This is a genomic window from Methanofollis fontis (assembly GCF_004297185.1).
Lineage (GTDB): Archaea > Halobacteriota > Methanomicrobia > Methanomicrobiales > Methanofollaceae > Methanofollis > Methanofollis fontis.
Window position 1 is genome coordinate 410229 of the sequence record NZ_PGCL01000003.1, and the last position, 14344, is coordinate 424572.

Here is a 14344-nt window from a genome sequence, read left to right on the forward strand (position 1 = left end):
AGTCACTCCCCATAGTTCGCCTGCATATCCCATAACTCATACCCTCACACCCTCGAGCGCAAGCAGTGCCCGCTTGAGGTCTACCGAGGGTGAGAACCCGCCGATGCCCCCCTTCGCAACCACCCGGTGGCATGGCACAACGAGGGGTGTCGGGTTTGACCGCATGGCGTTTCCGACGACCCGCGGCGAGGTGCCCACCATGGCGGCGACCTCCCCGTAGGATCGCGTCTGCCCGGCAGGGATCGCCTGCACGACCCGATAGATGCGGGCATAGACCGTATCCCCATCGGTGGCAGGAGTCCTGAACTCTCGAAGGGCATCGGTTTCGCCGGCGCAATAGCGAATAAACGCACGAGGAGCGCGTTCAGCGGCAGGGGTGCGGAGAAAACAGACCTGCATGACCACATCGCCGCTCCAGACCACATGCACATGCCACAACCCGAGCGGGCAACTCCCCTCGTTCACGACCATCGCTTCACCAGAGTCCTGAACCGCTCCAGGTCACATCGCTCTGTCTCTTCCTGCATCCAGGGCGGAAGACCGGTGCTGACCGCCGGTTCCAGAAAACGCTCCTCGGCGAGCACAAGCACGCCGCTGTCCTCAGGCGTCCTCAGCACCCGTCCAAGCGCCTGCAGGGCCCGGTTGATCGCCGGGAGGGTGTAGGAGATGAACTCGCCCTCCCGCCCGAACTTGTGCACATAGTACTCGATCACCATGCGGCGGACGCTGGTATAGGGGGCAAGGGGGAGACCGACGACCATCGCCCCCCTGAGCATCTCCCCCCGGTAATCGAGCCCCTCGCTCCATTTTCCGCCGCAGACCGCGAAGAGGATGCCAGCACGTCCGCGTTCGGGCAGTGAGATGAACTCGCGCAGGGCGGCGGTCGCCTCTGACGCCTCCCTGGGTTCGACATAGACCTGTTTTCCGTTGATCCGGCCCCCGCAGGCATCGGCATAGGTGTTGAGGATCTGGTAGGATGGGAAATAGACCGCCAGGTTCCCCCGCACCCGCGCGAAGGTCTTGATATAGGCGACGATTCTGGCGGTGTTCTCCTTGTTCCGCCGCATCCGGAAGGCGGTGGTGACGTCCTTTGCACAGACGATCAGACGGTTTTCCCGCGGAAAACTGTTCGGCAGCGAGAGCGTCCTGACCGGCAGGTCGCCAAAGTAGTACTTCCGGTAGGCGTCGAGCGGGGAGAGGGTGCCGGAGATCAGTACGCACCCCCAGTGCGCCTGCCCGATCGTCTGCATCTTCTCGCCGGGATCGATGTTCTGCACCTCCAGTTCGACCCTCCCCTCCGAGGAGCGGTAGAGGGTGAGGAAGGTCGGGTCCGCACCGGCCCGATAGACGCGATACATGAACCCGGTGAGTCGTTCGATCGCACTCTCCTTATACACCCCGGCGTTCTTGTTCTTCTCAAGGATCCGTTCGGTGATCTTCGAGAGGTCGGCGACGATCTCCTCGAGCCCCCGGTAGAGCGTCCCGCCGATCACCATCCTGTGGAAGATCGACGGATCAAACCAGTCCTCCCCCTTCTCAGAACGCTGCAATGCCTCCATAAAACGGACGATATTCGGCACCACCTGACGGACGGCGTTCACGTCCTTCATCGTGCGGGAGAGATGGGAGAGTTCGGTCATCGCCGCCTCAAGGTGCCGGTCCTCGAGCACGACACTCTGGATGCCGGTGACCACATCACCACAGTTATGGGCCTCGTCGATGAGCAGAAGAACGTCCTTTGGCTCGACGTCGAGTGCCGTATAGAGCTGGTCCCGGATCTCGTCGTTGAAGAGGTGGTGGAAATTGCAGATGAGGACGTCGGCGCCCCGGGCCGCCTGCATCATCGTCTCGTACGGGCAGAGACCGCCACAGAAGGAGACCAGGTCTTCGGGCGGGATCGCCTCCTTCTTCACGCGTTCGGCCTTGTTCCGGATCGCATGGGATGGCGCAAGCCTCAGCCCGCTCTCCTCATCGCCCTTCACGAAGGTGCGGCTCCGGATATAATAGGGGCAGAGAAGGGGATGATCCCGGTCCATCCGCCGGATCTGGTCCTGGATCACCCTGTCCTCGGCGGGCACAAGCGAGCCCTTATAGGCCCGTTCACGCATCAGTGAAGAGGAGAAGGCCTTCACCCCCTCGCACCGCCGATAGGGATCCCCTTCTCCCCCGAGCGGGCACATCGAGCCCTTTCCGACAAGATAGGAAAAGGTCAGGGAGGGCTGCATCTTTCGCACCAGCGCCAGCTCACGGATAAATGTGGAGAGCTGTGAGATGGTCCTGACGGCAACGATCACCTTCCGTCCGTTCGCCTCAGAGAGGAGGGCCGATACCACACTCGACTTGCCGCTTCCGGTGGGAGCATCGATCAGGGCAATGCCACCGTCCCTGGCAGTTTCAGCGGCAAAAGACAGCATCTCCCGCTGGTTCGGGCGGAACTCCGGATAGGGGAACCATTCGCTGAGTCGATCCATCCGCATACTACTATGCGCCCGCCCAATATGGAATCTTGGATCAGAGAGGAAGCATTACATCCCAACAGAACAACTGAAGCACATGGCGGCAGGCGATCTCCTGAAATTTCTCATACTGCTGACGCTGACGATGGCGGCATGGACAGCGCACTCCTTCTACCCGGATACGACCATATACCGCATCGCACTCACCCTGCTTGCCGTCCTGATCGCCTATCTCGTCCTCAGGATCGTGCTTGAACGGGTGTTCGCCCGGACCATCAAAGACGCAAAAGTGCGCTATTCGTTCAGGAAGGCGGTTTCAGTCCTCTATGCCATAGCAGTCGTGGTCATCGGGGTGCGCATCTGGGTGGACGACCCCCAGAGCCTCATCGTCGCCTACGGCATCATCGGGGCCGGCGTCGCCATATCCCTGCAGGATTTCTTTAAGAATTTTGTCGGGAGCATCGTCCTCTTCCTTTCTGGAGTCTATACCGTGGGCGACCGGATCGAGATCGACGACTCCATCGGCGACGTCATCGATATCGGTCTGATGAGCACCACCCTGATGGAACTCGGCGGATGGGTCGGCGGAGACCAGCCGAGCGGGCGGATCACGATCGTCCCGAACGGGCAGGTGCTCTCCGGGACGGTCCAGAATTATACAAAGGACTATACCTTCGTCTGGGACGAGATCACCGTCCCGATCACCTATGACAGCAGTGTCGGAGAGGCGATCGAACTGATCCGCTCTATTGCTGAGAAAGAAACGGCCGACGCCGTACAGGGTGCGGGAGAGGCGATTGTCCAGGCCGGCGGGAAATATTATCTCCTCGAGCAGGGGATCGAACCGGCCGTCTATGTGACGCTCACCGACAACTGGGTGAGTCTCACCCTCAGATATGTCACCGGCGTCTGGGGGCGCCGGGCGGAGCGGGACCGGATCAGCCGTGCAATCCTGGATGAGATCGACGGGAACGACCGCATCAGGATCGCGAGCACGACCCTTGAGATCGCCGGGGACCTCAGCGTCCGGGAGAGAAGAGGAGAGAGCAGCGGCACCCGCCAGACCTGAAGGGGCGGTCCGGCACCCTCACGCACCACCCCCTTTTATCGCCAGACGTCCATACTGTTCCCCATGGCGATTCACCCGATCGATTACCGGTACGGCACCCCGGAGATGAAGGCCGTCTGGTCAGAGGAAAAAAGGTTTTCAGCGGTCGTTGCCGCCGAGGTCGCTCTTGCAGAGGCGGAAGCGGAGGAGGGCATGATCCCGGCCGAAGCGGCGGCGGCGATCGCTGCCTGTGCCGGGCAGGCATCGCTTGCGCGGGCAAAGGAGATCGAGGCCGAGATCAACCATGACATGATGGCGATCGTGAAGGCCGTCACCGAGGTCTGCGGCGATGCGGGACGGTGGATCCATTATGGCGCCACATCCAACGACATCCTGGATACGGCGACCGGTCTCCAGATGAAGGAGGCGATGGAGATCATCGAGGTGAAACTCCACCGTCTGCTTGCCGTGCTGCTCAGGCGTGCGGACGAGACGAAACACCTCGTCTGTGTCGGGCGCACCCACGGTCAGCACGGCGTGCCGACCACCTATGGGCTCAGGTTCGCCATCTGGGCAAGCGAGATCGGGCGGCACATCGATCGCCTCCGCGAGATGCGCCCCCGCGTCGCCGTCGGCCAGATGACCGGCGCCGTGGGGACGCAGGCGGCGATGGGGCCGAAGGGTCCGGCCGTGCAGGCGGGCATGATGCGCCGCCTCGATCTCCAGCCCGTGGACGTCTCCAATCAGGTGATCTCCCGCGACCGCTATGCGGAGTACGTGATGTTTGTTGCAAACATGGCGACCACCCTGGACAAGATCGGGGTCGAGATCCGGTCCCTCCAGCGGACCGAGATCGCCGAGGTGGAGGAGGCCTTCGGGAAGAAACAGGTAGGGTCCTCGACGATGCCGCACAAACGCAACCCGATCAAGAGCGAGCAGGTCTGCGGACTGGCCCGGATCGTCAGGGCGATGGTCGAACCGGCCCTCCAGAACAACACCCTCTGGGACGAGCGCGACCTGACGAACTCCTCCTGCGAGCGGGTGGTCTTCCCCGAGGCATCGGTGCTCGCCGATCACATCCTCAACCTGATGATCGGGGTCATCGACGGACTGAATATCAGGGAGGAGAACATCGAACGCAACCTCAACCTCCTCCACGGCGTGAACCTCGCCGAGTCGGTGATGATCGAACTGACCAGGAGCGGCATGGGACGGCAGGAGGCGCATGAGGCGGTGCGCGTGGCGAGTATGACGGCGCTTGCAGAAGGGCGTCCGATTGCGGGATTGCTCGCGGAAAATCCGGATGTCGCCGCTCTCCTGAGCGCCGATGCGATCGCTGCCCTCCTCGATCCCGCACAGTATATCGGGACGGCGGTCGAGCAGGTGGAGCGGGTGATCGCAAAACTCACCCCCCTTTAGGCCTGATCGCCAGATCCCCCTCCATAATATTCTTCTGATGCCCGCTGCCGACACCGACATAAGCGCATAAGACCGGAAGAAGAGGATGTGCATGGATATGATGATTTTTTAGACTATCAGGGGACTGCTGAAAGAGAGAGACAGAACAGCTGAGCATAGAACTCCCTGATACGGATATACAAAAATAATTGCGAATATTTTTCACATAACACCTGTAAAGAGGGATAAAAAACCCCAACAACAAGTCGGCATATATCAATATGGGGTGAACCCACTCTATACCAGTCAATCCCGTCTCTCGGATCTTCAGGAGTATTTCCAGTGGTACATAATGTGATCGCAGTGGTTGACGACAATGTCGAGGCTGCAGAGCATCTCAGACATATCCTCATATCATCAGGATATGAGGTGCCAGAGATCGTCACCCATGGAGCAGAGGCAACCAAAGCGGCAGAACGCCTCAGTCCCGAACTCATGATCATCAATGCAGACATGGACGGGGACCCGGACGGAGTCCAGACTGCAATCACGATTGGATCCCGATACAGCATCCCGGTTGTTTTTCTGTCCGGAGGCGGGATCGATAGCGAGAGGGCGGTATCGGCAACCCCCTACGGGTATATGCACCGTAACTCTGATCCGGATACCGTCCGTGTCGTCGTCGCCTTCGCCCTCAATAAATACAGGAGAGAACAGGGTGCGAAAGAGCATGAAAAAACCCTGAATAAACTTCTGGATATTCCTTCTGTCGGCATCGTCCTGATCGACAGGACGTATGCCGTCAGGTCGATCAACCAGGAGGCCGCCAGGAGAATAAACCGGTCAGCCGACGACCTGATCGGCACGTCGATAGAGGATCTGATCGGCCGGGATCCCTTTTCAGAGGATTTATTGGAGGCGTTAAAAGAGAGTTTCTCCGGAAAATCCGTAACAATGAATGTTGAAATAGGTGAACACTGGATAGAAGAGATCCTGTGTCCGATCAGAGACCCTATCGGGAATATTACAGGAGTGGCACTGTACATCTATAATTTTTCAGATCTACGCAGAAAATATCAGGAACTCCTCGATGCCCTGCCGTTCGGGATTGTCATCGTTAACCACAATAAAGTCATCAGATTTGTAAACCGAGAGGCCCTGAACCTGATGAAACGTCTTTCTCCAGCCGAACTGTCCGGTAAAATTTGCTATGAAGCCCTCTGTCCCGCAGATAAGGATGCATGCCCAATTTTTGATAGGCATCAAACGCTCGACCGTTCGGAACGTATTCTGGTCGACCGTTTCGGCAACCATATCCCCATTCTGAAAAGCGTGAGTGAATTCAAATTTTTTGATCAACCTCTTCTTCTGGAGTCTTTTATTGATTATAGCGACTATAAAATGGCCGAGCGCAGCATCAGAGAATCAGAGGAAAAATATAAGATCCTGGCCGAATCATCCGATGACATCATTTTGATGACCAGCACACACGGTGAGATCCGGTATATGAATAGCGCGGGTCTGGACTATTTCGGCAATACCCAATGTTCAGTCATCGGGTGCAATCTCAAATCGTTTTTTTCCGGCGACCTGACAGAACACCTGATGGAGGGCATTCATCAGGTACAGGAACAGGGGACAACCGATTTTCTGATCCGCACCTCTGAAGGGGAAGAATCCCGCTGGTTCAATGTCCATATAAGGCCGGTGCCGCTCGGGAGTGACGCCGAATTGCTCCTTGCCGTTGCACGAGACATGACGATGTATCAGGAATCGGTGATATCTCTTGAGAAAAATATGGAAAAACTTGCGATATTGAATGACGAGATACGAAACCCCCTCCAGATGATACTCGGTACGGTGCTCCTGAAAGATCCAGATCTTGCCGAGAAGATTCAACCCTTCTTATCAGAGATCGATGAGCTGGTGGACCGGCTTGATCAGGGCTGGCTCGAATCGAAAAAGGTGCACGAAATGCTGAAAAAGCATTACGGGCTCTTTGAGGATGGGCAAGACGGCCGATAAAGGCAGGATCAGCCGGGATCCCTTTACCCCTGCACCGGGAACGACCGCCCTTCCTCCTGATCCGCATTGGGAAACGAGAAGTGCATCTGGACAAAACGCCAGCCTTCCCATGTGTCCATCAGCACTGCGGTCAGGCGGCCCCGGAACACCTGCATCCTGCCCCCGGCGATCGCCGTGATTTCAAAGGGTGTCGCCACCCAGGCGATGATACCGTCGGCGGCGATCCGCAGGTCACCGTATTCGATCGAGACCGTTTCGCACTCTGAGAAGTCCCGTTCCGTGCCGGCCTGCACCTGTTCCCGCCCTTCGAGCCACTCGTCCTCTCCTGACCCGATCGCCATGACCTCGGGCGCCATCAGTTCCATGACGCCATTAACGTCCATCCGGCTGTAGGCCGAGGCATAGGCGTACATCGTGCTGATAATGGCCTCCCGTGTCTTTTCACTCAGAAACATCATAACTGAGTGGCACAGGATAGCGTAAGTCTTTTCCATTTTGTGCATGGGGTGCCAGATGTCCGGGATCGTGCCTATCATTATGGTGCAGCCCCCATCTTCTCAGGATATGACGGAGATCCAGCAGTCACCCGGAGGAGCGGCATGCCAGACCTCGCCCTGAGCGGATGGATCGAGTGCGGCGGGCGGCGCCTCGCCGGTGAGGAGGTGCAGTCCATCCTCTCAAAGGACCCCCGTGCCGCCCTGCGCTTCGGCGGCGAGTTCTCGTTCACCTATGGCGGGTGGCGGGGGCGCGACCACTTCGGGATCGTTGCCGGTGATTGCCCTGCAGGAACGCTCACCCACAACGGAGCAGTCGTCGGGCGGATCGATCCCTGCTACCCGGCCGGCGACCTTGAAGCGGCGATCGTCGAGGCGGTCGCCCTCAGGACTGTGGAGGGTGCCGCCGTCGCCCTCTCCGGCGGGGTGGATTCTGGCCTTGTCGCCGCTCTCGCACGCCTCCCCTGCGTGGTCGTCGGGTGCACCGGATCCCATGACCACCGACGCGCCCTCGCCCTTGCCGAAGCCCTCGACCTCCCCTGCGATGTGGTGACGGTCACCGCACCCGAGGTCGAGGAGGCGCTCTCCGAGGTCGTCAGGCTTCTTGTGAATCCAAACCCCGTCGATGCCGCCATCGCCACCACTGAATATTTTGTGATGAGGTGGGCGCACGAGCAGGGCTACCGGCGGGTCCTGGCAGGTCAGGGCGCAGACGAACTCTTCGGCGGGTATGCCCGCTATCTCGAATCTGCAGATCCCGGCGCCATGATGGACGCCGACGTCGTCGATCTCCCCAGACAGGTGGAGCGGGACGGGGCGGTCGCATCCCCTTATAGTACTACATTCTCGCTGCCGTACCTGGATCTGCGCGTCGTGGCCGCAGCCCGCGCCATCCCCCCTGCAGAGAGGATCGTCAACGGTGTGCGCAAACTCCCCCTCCGGCGGGTCGCAGAGCGTCATATACCGCCGGATTTCGCCGGCGGAGAGAAGAAGGCGATGCAGTACGGGAGCGGGATCTGGCGGGTGATCCGGCAGCTGGCACGTCACAATGGTTATAAAAAGTCGGTACAAGGGTACTTAACTGACATGGGTTGGGACATGCATGGTTACTGAATCAGACGTAGCACATATCGCAATACTTGCAGATATCGGGATCAGCAGAGAGGAACTCGCCGAGTTTACCGGTCAGTTCAATGCAATCCTCGACTATTTCGATCTCCTCGATCAGGTCGAGGCCGAGGAGCGACCCGAGGCAGAACAGACGAATATCTTCAGGGACGACGAGGTCGTCCCCTCCCTCACACCGGACGCAGTGCTTGAAAATGCCGGGGAGTCTGAAGACGGCTACATCAGGGCTCCGAAGGTGATGTAGGTGGGCACCCTCGCATTTGATGCCGACGACCGCTGGAACGCCTTCGTCACGATCTGCCGGAATGCAGAGCACGGCGACGGTCCGCTCGCCGGGGTGCCGGTCGCCGTCAAGGACAACATCTCCACCGCCGGCATCCAGACCACCTGCGGTTCGGCGATCCTGGAAGGATACCTCCCCCCCTATGACGCCCATGCGGTGTCCCTGCTCAAAGCGGCCGGTGCCGCCATCGTCGGCAAGACCAATATGGACGAGTTCGGCATGGGCACGACGACCGAGTCGAGCGCATTCGGGCCGACCACCAACCCGGTCAATGTCGCCCATGTGCCCGGCGGTTCCTCGGGCGGGAGCGCCGCCGCCGTGGCGTCCGGCATGGTCCCGATGGCGCTCGGCACCGATACCGGCGGGTCGATCCGCTGCCCCGCGGCATTCTGCGGCATCGTCGGGCTCAAACCCACCTATGGCCGCGTCTCCCGGTACGGCCTCATCGCCTATGCCAACTCCCTCGAGGGAATCGGCCCGATGGCAGGGAATGTGACCGATGTCTCGCGCCTCTTCTCGGTCATCGCCGGGAAAGACCCGCGGGACGCCACCTCGATCGACCGCCCCTACACCCACACGCCCTCATCGGAGATCCGGGGGATGCGGATCGGTGTGCCGGCCGAATTCTTCGGCGAGGGAGTGGACGATTCTGTGGCAGAGACAGTAAGAACGGCGATCGGCGATCTGGAAGGGCTGGGCGCAGAGATCGTCGAGTGCTCGATGCCAAGCATGAAATATGCCCTGGCCGCCTACTACGTCACCTGCACCTCAGAGGCATCATCCAACCTGGCCCGCTTTGACGGGATCCGGTATGGCCCAGGAAACGAATCGAAGCGCTCCTGGCACGATGCCTACCAGGAACACCGGCGGGAGCGGTTCGGCGCCGAGGTCAGGCGGCGGATCATGCTCGGCACCTTCGCCCTCTCTGCCGGCTATTACGGGAAGTATTATTCAAAGGCGCAGGCTGCCAGAACAAACGTGCGTGAGGACTTCGCCCGACTGTTCCGTGACGTGGACGTGATCGCCGGCCCCACCATGCCGACGACGGCCTTCGCCCTCGGGGAGAAGACCGATCCCCTCTCCATGTATCTTGCCGATATCCTGACCGTCCCCGCAAATCTCGCCGGGGTGCCGGCCATCTCAGTCCCCTGCGGCGATGTCGGAGGCCTGCCCGTCGGCCTCCAGATCATCGGACGGCACTGCGAAGAGGAGCGTATTGTCGACACCGCCTTCGCCTATGAGGGGGTGCGGAAATGAGCACCCATACCGACGTGATCATCGGTCTTGAGATCCACTGCCAGCTGAACACCCGCACAAAACTCTTCTGCGGGTGTTCGACCGACTACAAGACCGATGGCCCTAACACCCACGTCTGCCCGGTCTGCCTCGGCCTTCCCGGCGCCCTCCCGATGATCAACAATAAGGCCGTCGAGTACGGCCTGCGCGTCGCAAAGGCCCTCAACCTTGAGGTGCCCGAAGAGTCGGAGTTTGCACGGAAGAACTACTTCTACCCCGACCTCCCGAAGGGCTACCAGATCACGATGTACGACCGTCCCCTCGCGGTCTGGGGCCATCTTGACATCGAAGGGGAGGAGGGCGAAAAACGCGTGCGGATCACCAGGATCCATCTTGAGGAGGACCCGGGCAAACTCGTGCATAAGGGGGGCGCCGGGCGAGCGGCCTACACGCTGGTGGACTACAACCGTTCCGGCATCCCGCTCATCGAGATCGTCACCGAACCCGATCTCAGGTCGCCAAAGGAGGCGCGCCGTTTCCTGAATAAACTCCGCGCCACCCTTGAGTATCTCGGCGTCTTCGACGGGGAGCGCGATGGGGCGCTCCGTGTCGACGCCAACATCTCCATCAAGGGATCGGAACGGGTCGAGGTGAAGAACATCACCTCGTACAAGGGTGTCGAGAAAGCGCTCACCTTCGAGATCACCCGGCAGAAAAGCCTGATCCGCCGGGGGATGGCGGTGCAGCGGGAGACCCGCCACTTCCAGGAGGGCCGCGGCGTCACCACCGCCGGTCGGTCCAAGGAGAGCGAGACCGATTACCGCTACTTCCCCGAACCCGACCTCCGCCCCCTGCGGGTGACGGACTGGCTGGAACAGATCCCTCTTCCCGAACTCCCGGACGCACGCCGCGACCGTTTTATGGCAGAGTTCGGCATCTCGCTCAACCATGCCCGCACCCTCACAGGTGATCTCCGTCTTGCGGAGTTCTACGAGGCCCTGGCCGCAAAGGTCGATCCGGTGCTGGCCGCCACATGGACGGCCGACATCCTCCTCGGTGAGCTGAACTACCGGGACATGCCGGTGACGGCGGTGCCGCTCGACCACGTTGCCGACCTCGTCACCATCGCCGGTGCCGGAACGGTCACCGACCGCGTGGCAGTGGATGTGCTCCGCGCCCTCCTCGATGCCGTCGTGAGCGGGGAAACACCGACGATGCCGTCTGAATATGTCGCAAAACATAATCTCGGCAAGGGAGAGGCAGACGCCTTTTCCGCCGTGATCGACGAAGTGATCGCCGAAAATGAGGCCGCAGTTGCCGATTACCGCGCCGGGAAGCGTCCGGCCCTGAACTTCCTGGTCGGTCAGGTGATGAAAAAGACGCGCGGCCGGGCAGATCCAAAGGAAATCACACCTTTAATTGCCGCACGGATAGACACCGGGGAGGGGACATAGATCGTGCGCTTGATTGTCGCTGAAAAGAACATCTCGGCACGCCGTGTCGCTGCCATTCTTGCAGACGGCGGACACGTTTCAACGCAGAAACAGGGGGGAGTGGACACCTACTCCTTCGATGACACCGTCGTGGTCGGACTGAAGGGGCATGTGGTCGAGGTCGATTTCGTGGAGGGCTACGCCAACTGGCGGAGCGCCGAACGCCCCCCCCGCTCACTCATCGATGCCGGCATCATCAAGCGCCCGACCGAGAAGCGGATCGTCTCCCTTCTCCAGAAACTCGCACGGAAGGCGGATCTCGTCGTCATCGCCACCGATTTTGATACCGAGGGAGAACTGATCGGCAAGGAGGCCTTCGAACTGGTCAGGGCGGTGAATTCCGGCGTGAAGATCCTGCGGGCCCGTTTTTCCGCCATTACGCCGCAGGAGATCAAGCGGGCCTTCTCCGAACTGACTGAACTCGATTTCGCCCTGGCCGCCGCCGGGGAGTCCCGTCAGATCATCGACCTGATGTGGGGCGCCTCGCTCACCCGCTTCATATCGATCGCAGCAAAACGGGGTGGGGCGAACATCCTTTCTGTCGGAAGGGTGCAGAGCCCGACGCTTGCGATGATCGTGGACCGTGAACGAGAGATCGAGGCGTTCGTCCCGCAAAAATACTGGATGCTCACGCTGGATACGCAGAAGGACGGAAAACCCCTCGAACTCCGACACACCCACGGCCGGTTCATGGACCACGGGGAGGCAATTTCTGCGCTTGAGCGGACAAAAGAGCCACTCCAGGTCACCGATGTGAAAGAAGGGGTGAAAAACGATCGCGCCCCCACTCCCTTCGACACCACGGCACTCCTTGTTGCTGCCGGGCGGATAGGATTTTCGGCGGCAAACGCCATGCGGGTCGCCGAAGATCTCTACATGAACGGTTTCATCTCATACCCGAGGACCGACAATACCGTCTATCCAAAGAGCCTCAACCTCGACGACGTGCTCGACACCCTGAAGACGACCGAGTTCTCCTCAGACGTCGAATGGGTGAAACGGCACCGCCGGCCCGAACCGACACGGGGCAAGAAATCCAGCACCGATCACCCCCCGATTTATCCCACAGCAGCGGCAACCCGTTCGCAACTCGGCGAAGACCGCTGGAAACTCTATGAACTTGTCGTGCGGCGGTTCCTTGCAACCCTCTCGCCGGATGCCAGATGGCTGACCATGAAGGTGAACTTCGACGCCGCCGGCGAACCCTATACCGTCACCGGCGGACGCCTGAAAGAGGAAGGGTGGCGGAGGCTGTATCCCTACAGTGAAGCGACCGAACGCATCATTCCGGCCTGCACCGTTGGAGAGCGTCTGCCGATCCTCACCACCAGATGCGATGAGAAGGAGACGACGCCCCCGCCGAGGTTCACCCAGAGCAGACTGATCCAGACGATGGAGGAACTCGGTCTCGGGACAAAGAGTACGCGCCACGAGGTGATCGGGAAGCTGATCTCGCGGCGCTACGTGCAGGGGAGTCCGCTTCGACCGACACTTGTCGGGCAGGCGGTGACGGAATCGCTGGAGCGCCATGCCGACACCATCACCCGCCCGGATATGACCCGCACCCTTGAGTCGCACATGCAGCAGATCAAGGAGAGCCGGCGGGGCCGCGAAGACGTGGTCGGGGAGTCGCGAGAGATGCTCCACTCGGTCTTTGATGACCTCGAGGCGAACGAGGACCAGATCGGCATTGAGATCATGGACAGAACGGTCGAGGAACGAACGATCGGACCGTGCCCGGTCTGCGGCAAGGACCTCCAGATCCGGCAGGCCCACGGCGCCTCCCAGTTTATCGGCTGCTCCGGCTATCCCGACTGCACCTTCAACATCAGCCTGCCCGGTGTGCAGTGGGGCAAGGCGATCAGGACCGATACGGTCTGCAACGAGCACGGCCTCAGCCATGTCAGACTGATCCGGAAGGGGGCCCGGCCATGGGATATCGGCTGTCCGCTCTGCTCTCACATCGAGTCAAATGCCGCAACCCTGCGGATGATGCCGCATATGAGCGATGTCCTCCTCGACCGACTCCATGAACATCATATCTACACCGTGCCCGAGATCGCCCGGATGGAGCCGACAGATCTCGCCGGAACACTGGGGATAGAGGGATCTGCAGCGGCACTGCTGGTCCGTGAGGCGGGAGACGTCCTCGATCTGCTGCGGAAACGCTCGGAGATGAAGAAGTTCATCCGCTCAGAGATCGCCCCGCGGCGCGGGCGGAGCCATGCAAAGATCGTCAAAAAGCTGCATGAAGATGGTATAGACGATATTGCAGCCCTCGGATCCGCGGATGCCGCAGTCCTGAAGGGTGCCGGGCTATCCGAGGAGGAGATTAAAGGCCTCACTGCAAAGGCCCGCGCCATCGGGACCGAACAGCGGTTGCGTGAGGCCGGACTCCCTGCCGTGAGCATTAAAAAATATCTTGACGCGGGTCTGTCCGGGCCCGAGGACTTTGCAGAGATCCACCCCGCCTACATCGCCATGAAGAGCGGGATCCGGGTTGAAACGGTCTGCAAACATGCCGAAACCGCATGCGCCCATATCGGGCGGGAGGCCCCGCCCCGCGTCACCCGGAAACAGGTTGAAAAAGGGCGCAACGAACTGCTCTCCGTGCCCGGCATCGGCGAGGGGACCCTTGAAAAACTGGCCTTCGCCGGCATTGTGGATGCCGCCGGTCTTGCCGCCGCCGACCCCGACGAGGTCGCCGCCAGATCCGGACTGCCGGAGGCGAAGATCCGCGCCTACATCGCATCTATTAGGTCACAGAAATCACAATAGGAGTA

General features: G+C 60.4%; 11 protein-coding genes. 8 read left to right on the top strand and 3 right to left on the bottom strand.

Going from position 1 to position 14344, the window contains the following annotated elements:
* Nucleotides 1–36: 36 nt before the first annotated feature.
* Both CUJ86_RS08905 and CUJ86_RS08910 read right to left on the bottom strand, forming a co-directional pair.
* Nucleotides 37–471 (bottom strand): methylated-DNA--[protein]-cysteine S-methyltransferase, encoded by a 435-nt coding sequence (locus tag CUJ86_RS08905; RefSeq protein ID WP_130647212.1) that lies wholly within the window; start codon nt 469–471, stop codon nt 37–39.
* Complete coding sequence (locus CUJ86_RS08910) at nt 462–2471, bottom strand: ATP-dependent DNA helicase (protein ID WP_130647213.1); 2010 nt, start codon at nt 2469–2471, stop codon at nt 462–464. The genes CUJ86_RS08905 and CUJ86_RS08910 overlap by 10 nt, the downstream gene beginning before the upstream one ends.
* A gap of 82 nt (nt 2472–2553) precedes the next feature.
* Here CUJ86_RS08910 and CUJ86_RS08915 point away from each other — a divergent pair, with 82 nt between their 5' ends.
* The 3 genes from CUJ86_RS08915 to CUJ86_RS08925 all read left to right on the top strand — a co-directional run bounded on the left by CUJ86_RS08915 (nt 2554) and on the right by CUJ86_RS08925 (nt 6927).
* A complete protein-coding gene (locus CUJ86_RS08915) occupies nt 2554–3525 on the top strand; it encodes a mechanosensitive ion channel family protein (RefSeq protein ID WP_130647214.1) in 972 nt (323 codons plus the stop codon).
* Nucleotides 3526–3588: 63 nt separating this feature from the next.
* Nucleotides 3589–4923, top strand: a complete 1335-nt coding sequence (gene purB, locus CUJ86_RS08920; protein ID WP_130647215.1) for an adenylosuccinate lyase — start codon at nt 3589–3591, stop codon at nt 4921–4923.
* A 342-nt stretch (nt 4924–5265) separates the two neighbouring features.
* Nucleotides 5266–6927 carry a PAS domain-containing protein gene (locus CUJ86_RS08925; protein WP_394342418.1) on the top strand — a complete coding sequence of 554 codons (1662 nt, stop codon included), beginning with the start codon at nt 5266–5268 and terminating at the stop codon, nt 6925–6927.
* Nucleotides 6928–6950: 23 nt separating this feature from the next.
* On the opposite strand, the gene CUJ86_RS08930 is transcribed toward CUJ86_RS08925, so the two are convergent.
* The gene (locus CUJ86_RS08930) at nt 6951–7382 is read right to left on the bottom strand and encodes a nuclear transport factor 2 family protein (RefSeq protein WP_165394848.1); all 432 of its coding nucleotides are present in this window, start codon (nt 7380–7382) and stop codon (nt 6951–6953) included.
* Between the two features lie 144 nt (nt 7383–7526).
* Here CUJ86_RS08930 and CUJ86_RS08935 point away from each other — a divergent pair, with 144 nt between their 5' ends.
* The 5 genes from CUJ86_RS08935 to CUJ86_RS08955 are packed head-to-tail and all read left to right on the top strand — an operon-like array spanning nt 7527 to nt 14339.
* Complete coding sequence (locus CUJ86_RS08935) at nt 7527–8534, top strand: asparagine synthase C-terminal domain-containing protein (RefSeq protein WP_130647218.1); 1008 nt, start codon at nt 7527–7529, stop codon at nt 8532–8534.
* Complete coding sequence (gatC, locus tag CUJ86_RS08940; protein WP_130647219.1) at nt 8524–8793, top strand: Asp-tRNA(Asn)/Glu-tRNA(Gln) amidotransferase subunit GatC; 270 nt, start codon at nt 8524–8526, stop codon at nt 8791–8793. Before CUJ86_RS08935 ends, gatC begins: the two co-directional genes overlap by 11 nt.
* Entirely contained in the window at nt 8794–10089 is a 1296-nt protein-coding gene (gene gatA, locus CUJ86_RS08945) for an Asp-tRNA(Asn)/Glu-tRNA(Gln) amidotransferase subunit GatA (RefSeq protein ID WP_130647220.1), read from the top strand. It begins immediately after the preceding gene.
* A complete protein-coding gene (gene gatB / locus CUJ86_RS08950; protein WP_130647221.1) occupies nt 10086–11522 on the top strand; it encodes an Asp-tRNA(Asn)/Glu-tRNA(Gln) amidotransferase subunit GatB in 1437 nt (478 codons plus the stop codon). The genes gatA and gatB overlap by 4 nt, the downstream gene beginning before the upstream one ends.
* 3 nt (nt 11523–11525) lie before the next feature.
* Nucleotides 11526–14339, top strand: a complete 2814-nt coding sequence (locus tag CUJ86_RS08955; RefSeq protein ID WP_130647222.1) for a DNA topoisomerase I — start codon at nt 11526–11528, stop codon at nt 14337–14339.
* Nucleotides 14340–14344 lie beyond the last annotated feature (5 nt).

Bases quoted from the DNA above. Each gene is read 5' to 3' on its own strand.
- CUJ86_RS08910 (WP_130647213.1), bottom strand. From the start codon at position 2,471: ATGGATCGACTCAGCGAATGGTTCCCCTATCCGGAGTTCCGCCCGAAC.
- purB (WP_130647215.1), top strand. From the start codon at position 3,589: ATGGCGATTCACCCGATCGATTACCGGTACGGCACCCCGGAGATGAAG.
- gatB (WP_130647221.1), top strand. From the start codon at position 10,086: ATGAGCACCCATACCGACGTGATCATCGGTCTTGAGATCCACTGCCAG.
- CUJ86_RS08905 (WP_130647212.1), bottom strand. From the start codon at position 471: ATGGTCGTGAACGAGGGGAGTTGCCCGCTCGGGTTGTGGCATGTGCAT.
- CUJ86_RS08930 (WP_165394848.1), bottom strand. From the start codon at position 7,382: ATGTTTCTGAGTGAAAAGACACGGGAGGCCATTATCAGCACGATGTAC.
- CUJ86_RS08915 (WP_130647214.1), top strand. From the start codon at position 2,554: ATGGCGGCAGGCGATCTCCTGAAATTTCTCATACTGCTGACGCTGACG.
- gatC (WP_130647219.1), top strand. From the start codon at position 8,524: ATGGTTACTGAATCAGACGTAGCACATATCGCAATACTTGCAGATATC.
- CUJ86_RS08935 (WP_130647218.1), top strand. From the start codon at position 7,527: ATGCCAGACCTCGCCCTGAGCGGATGGATCGAGTGCGGCGGGCGGCGC.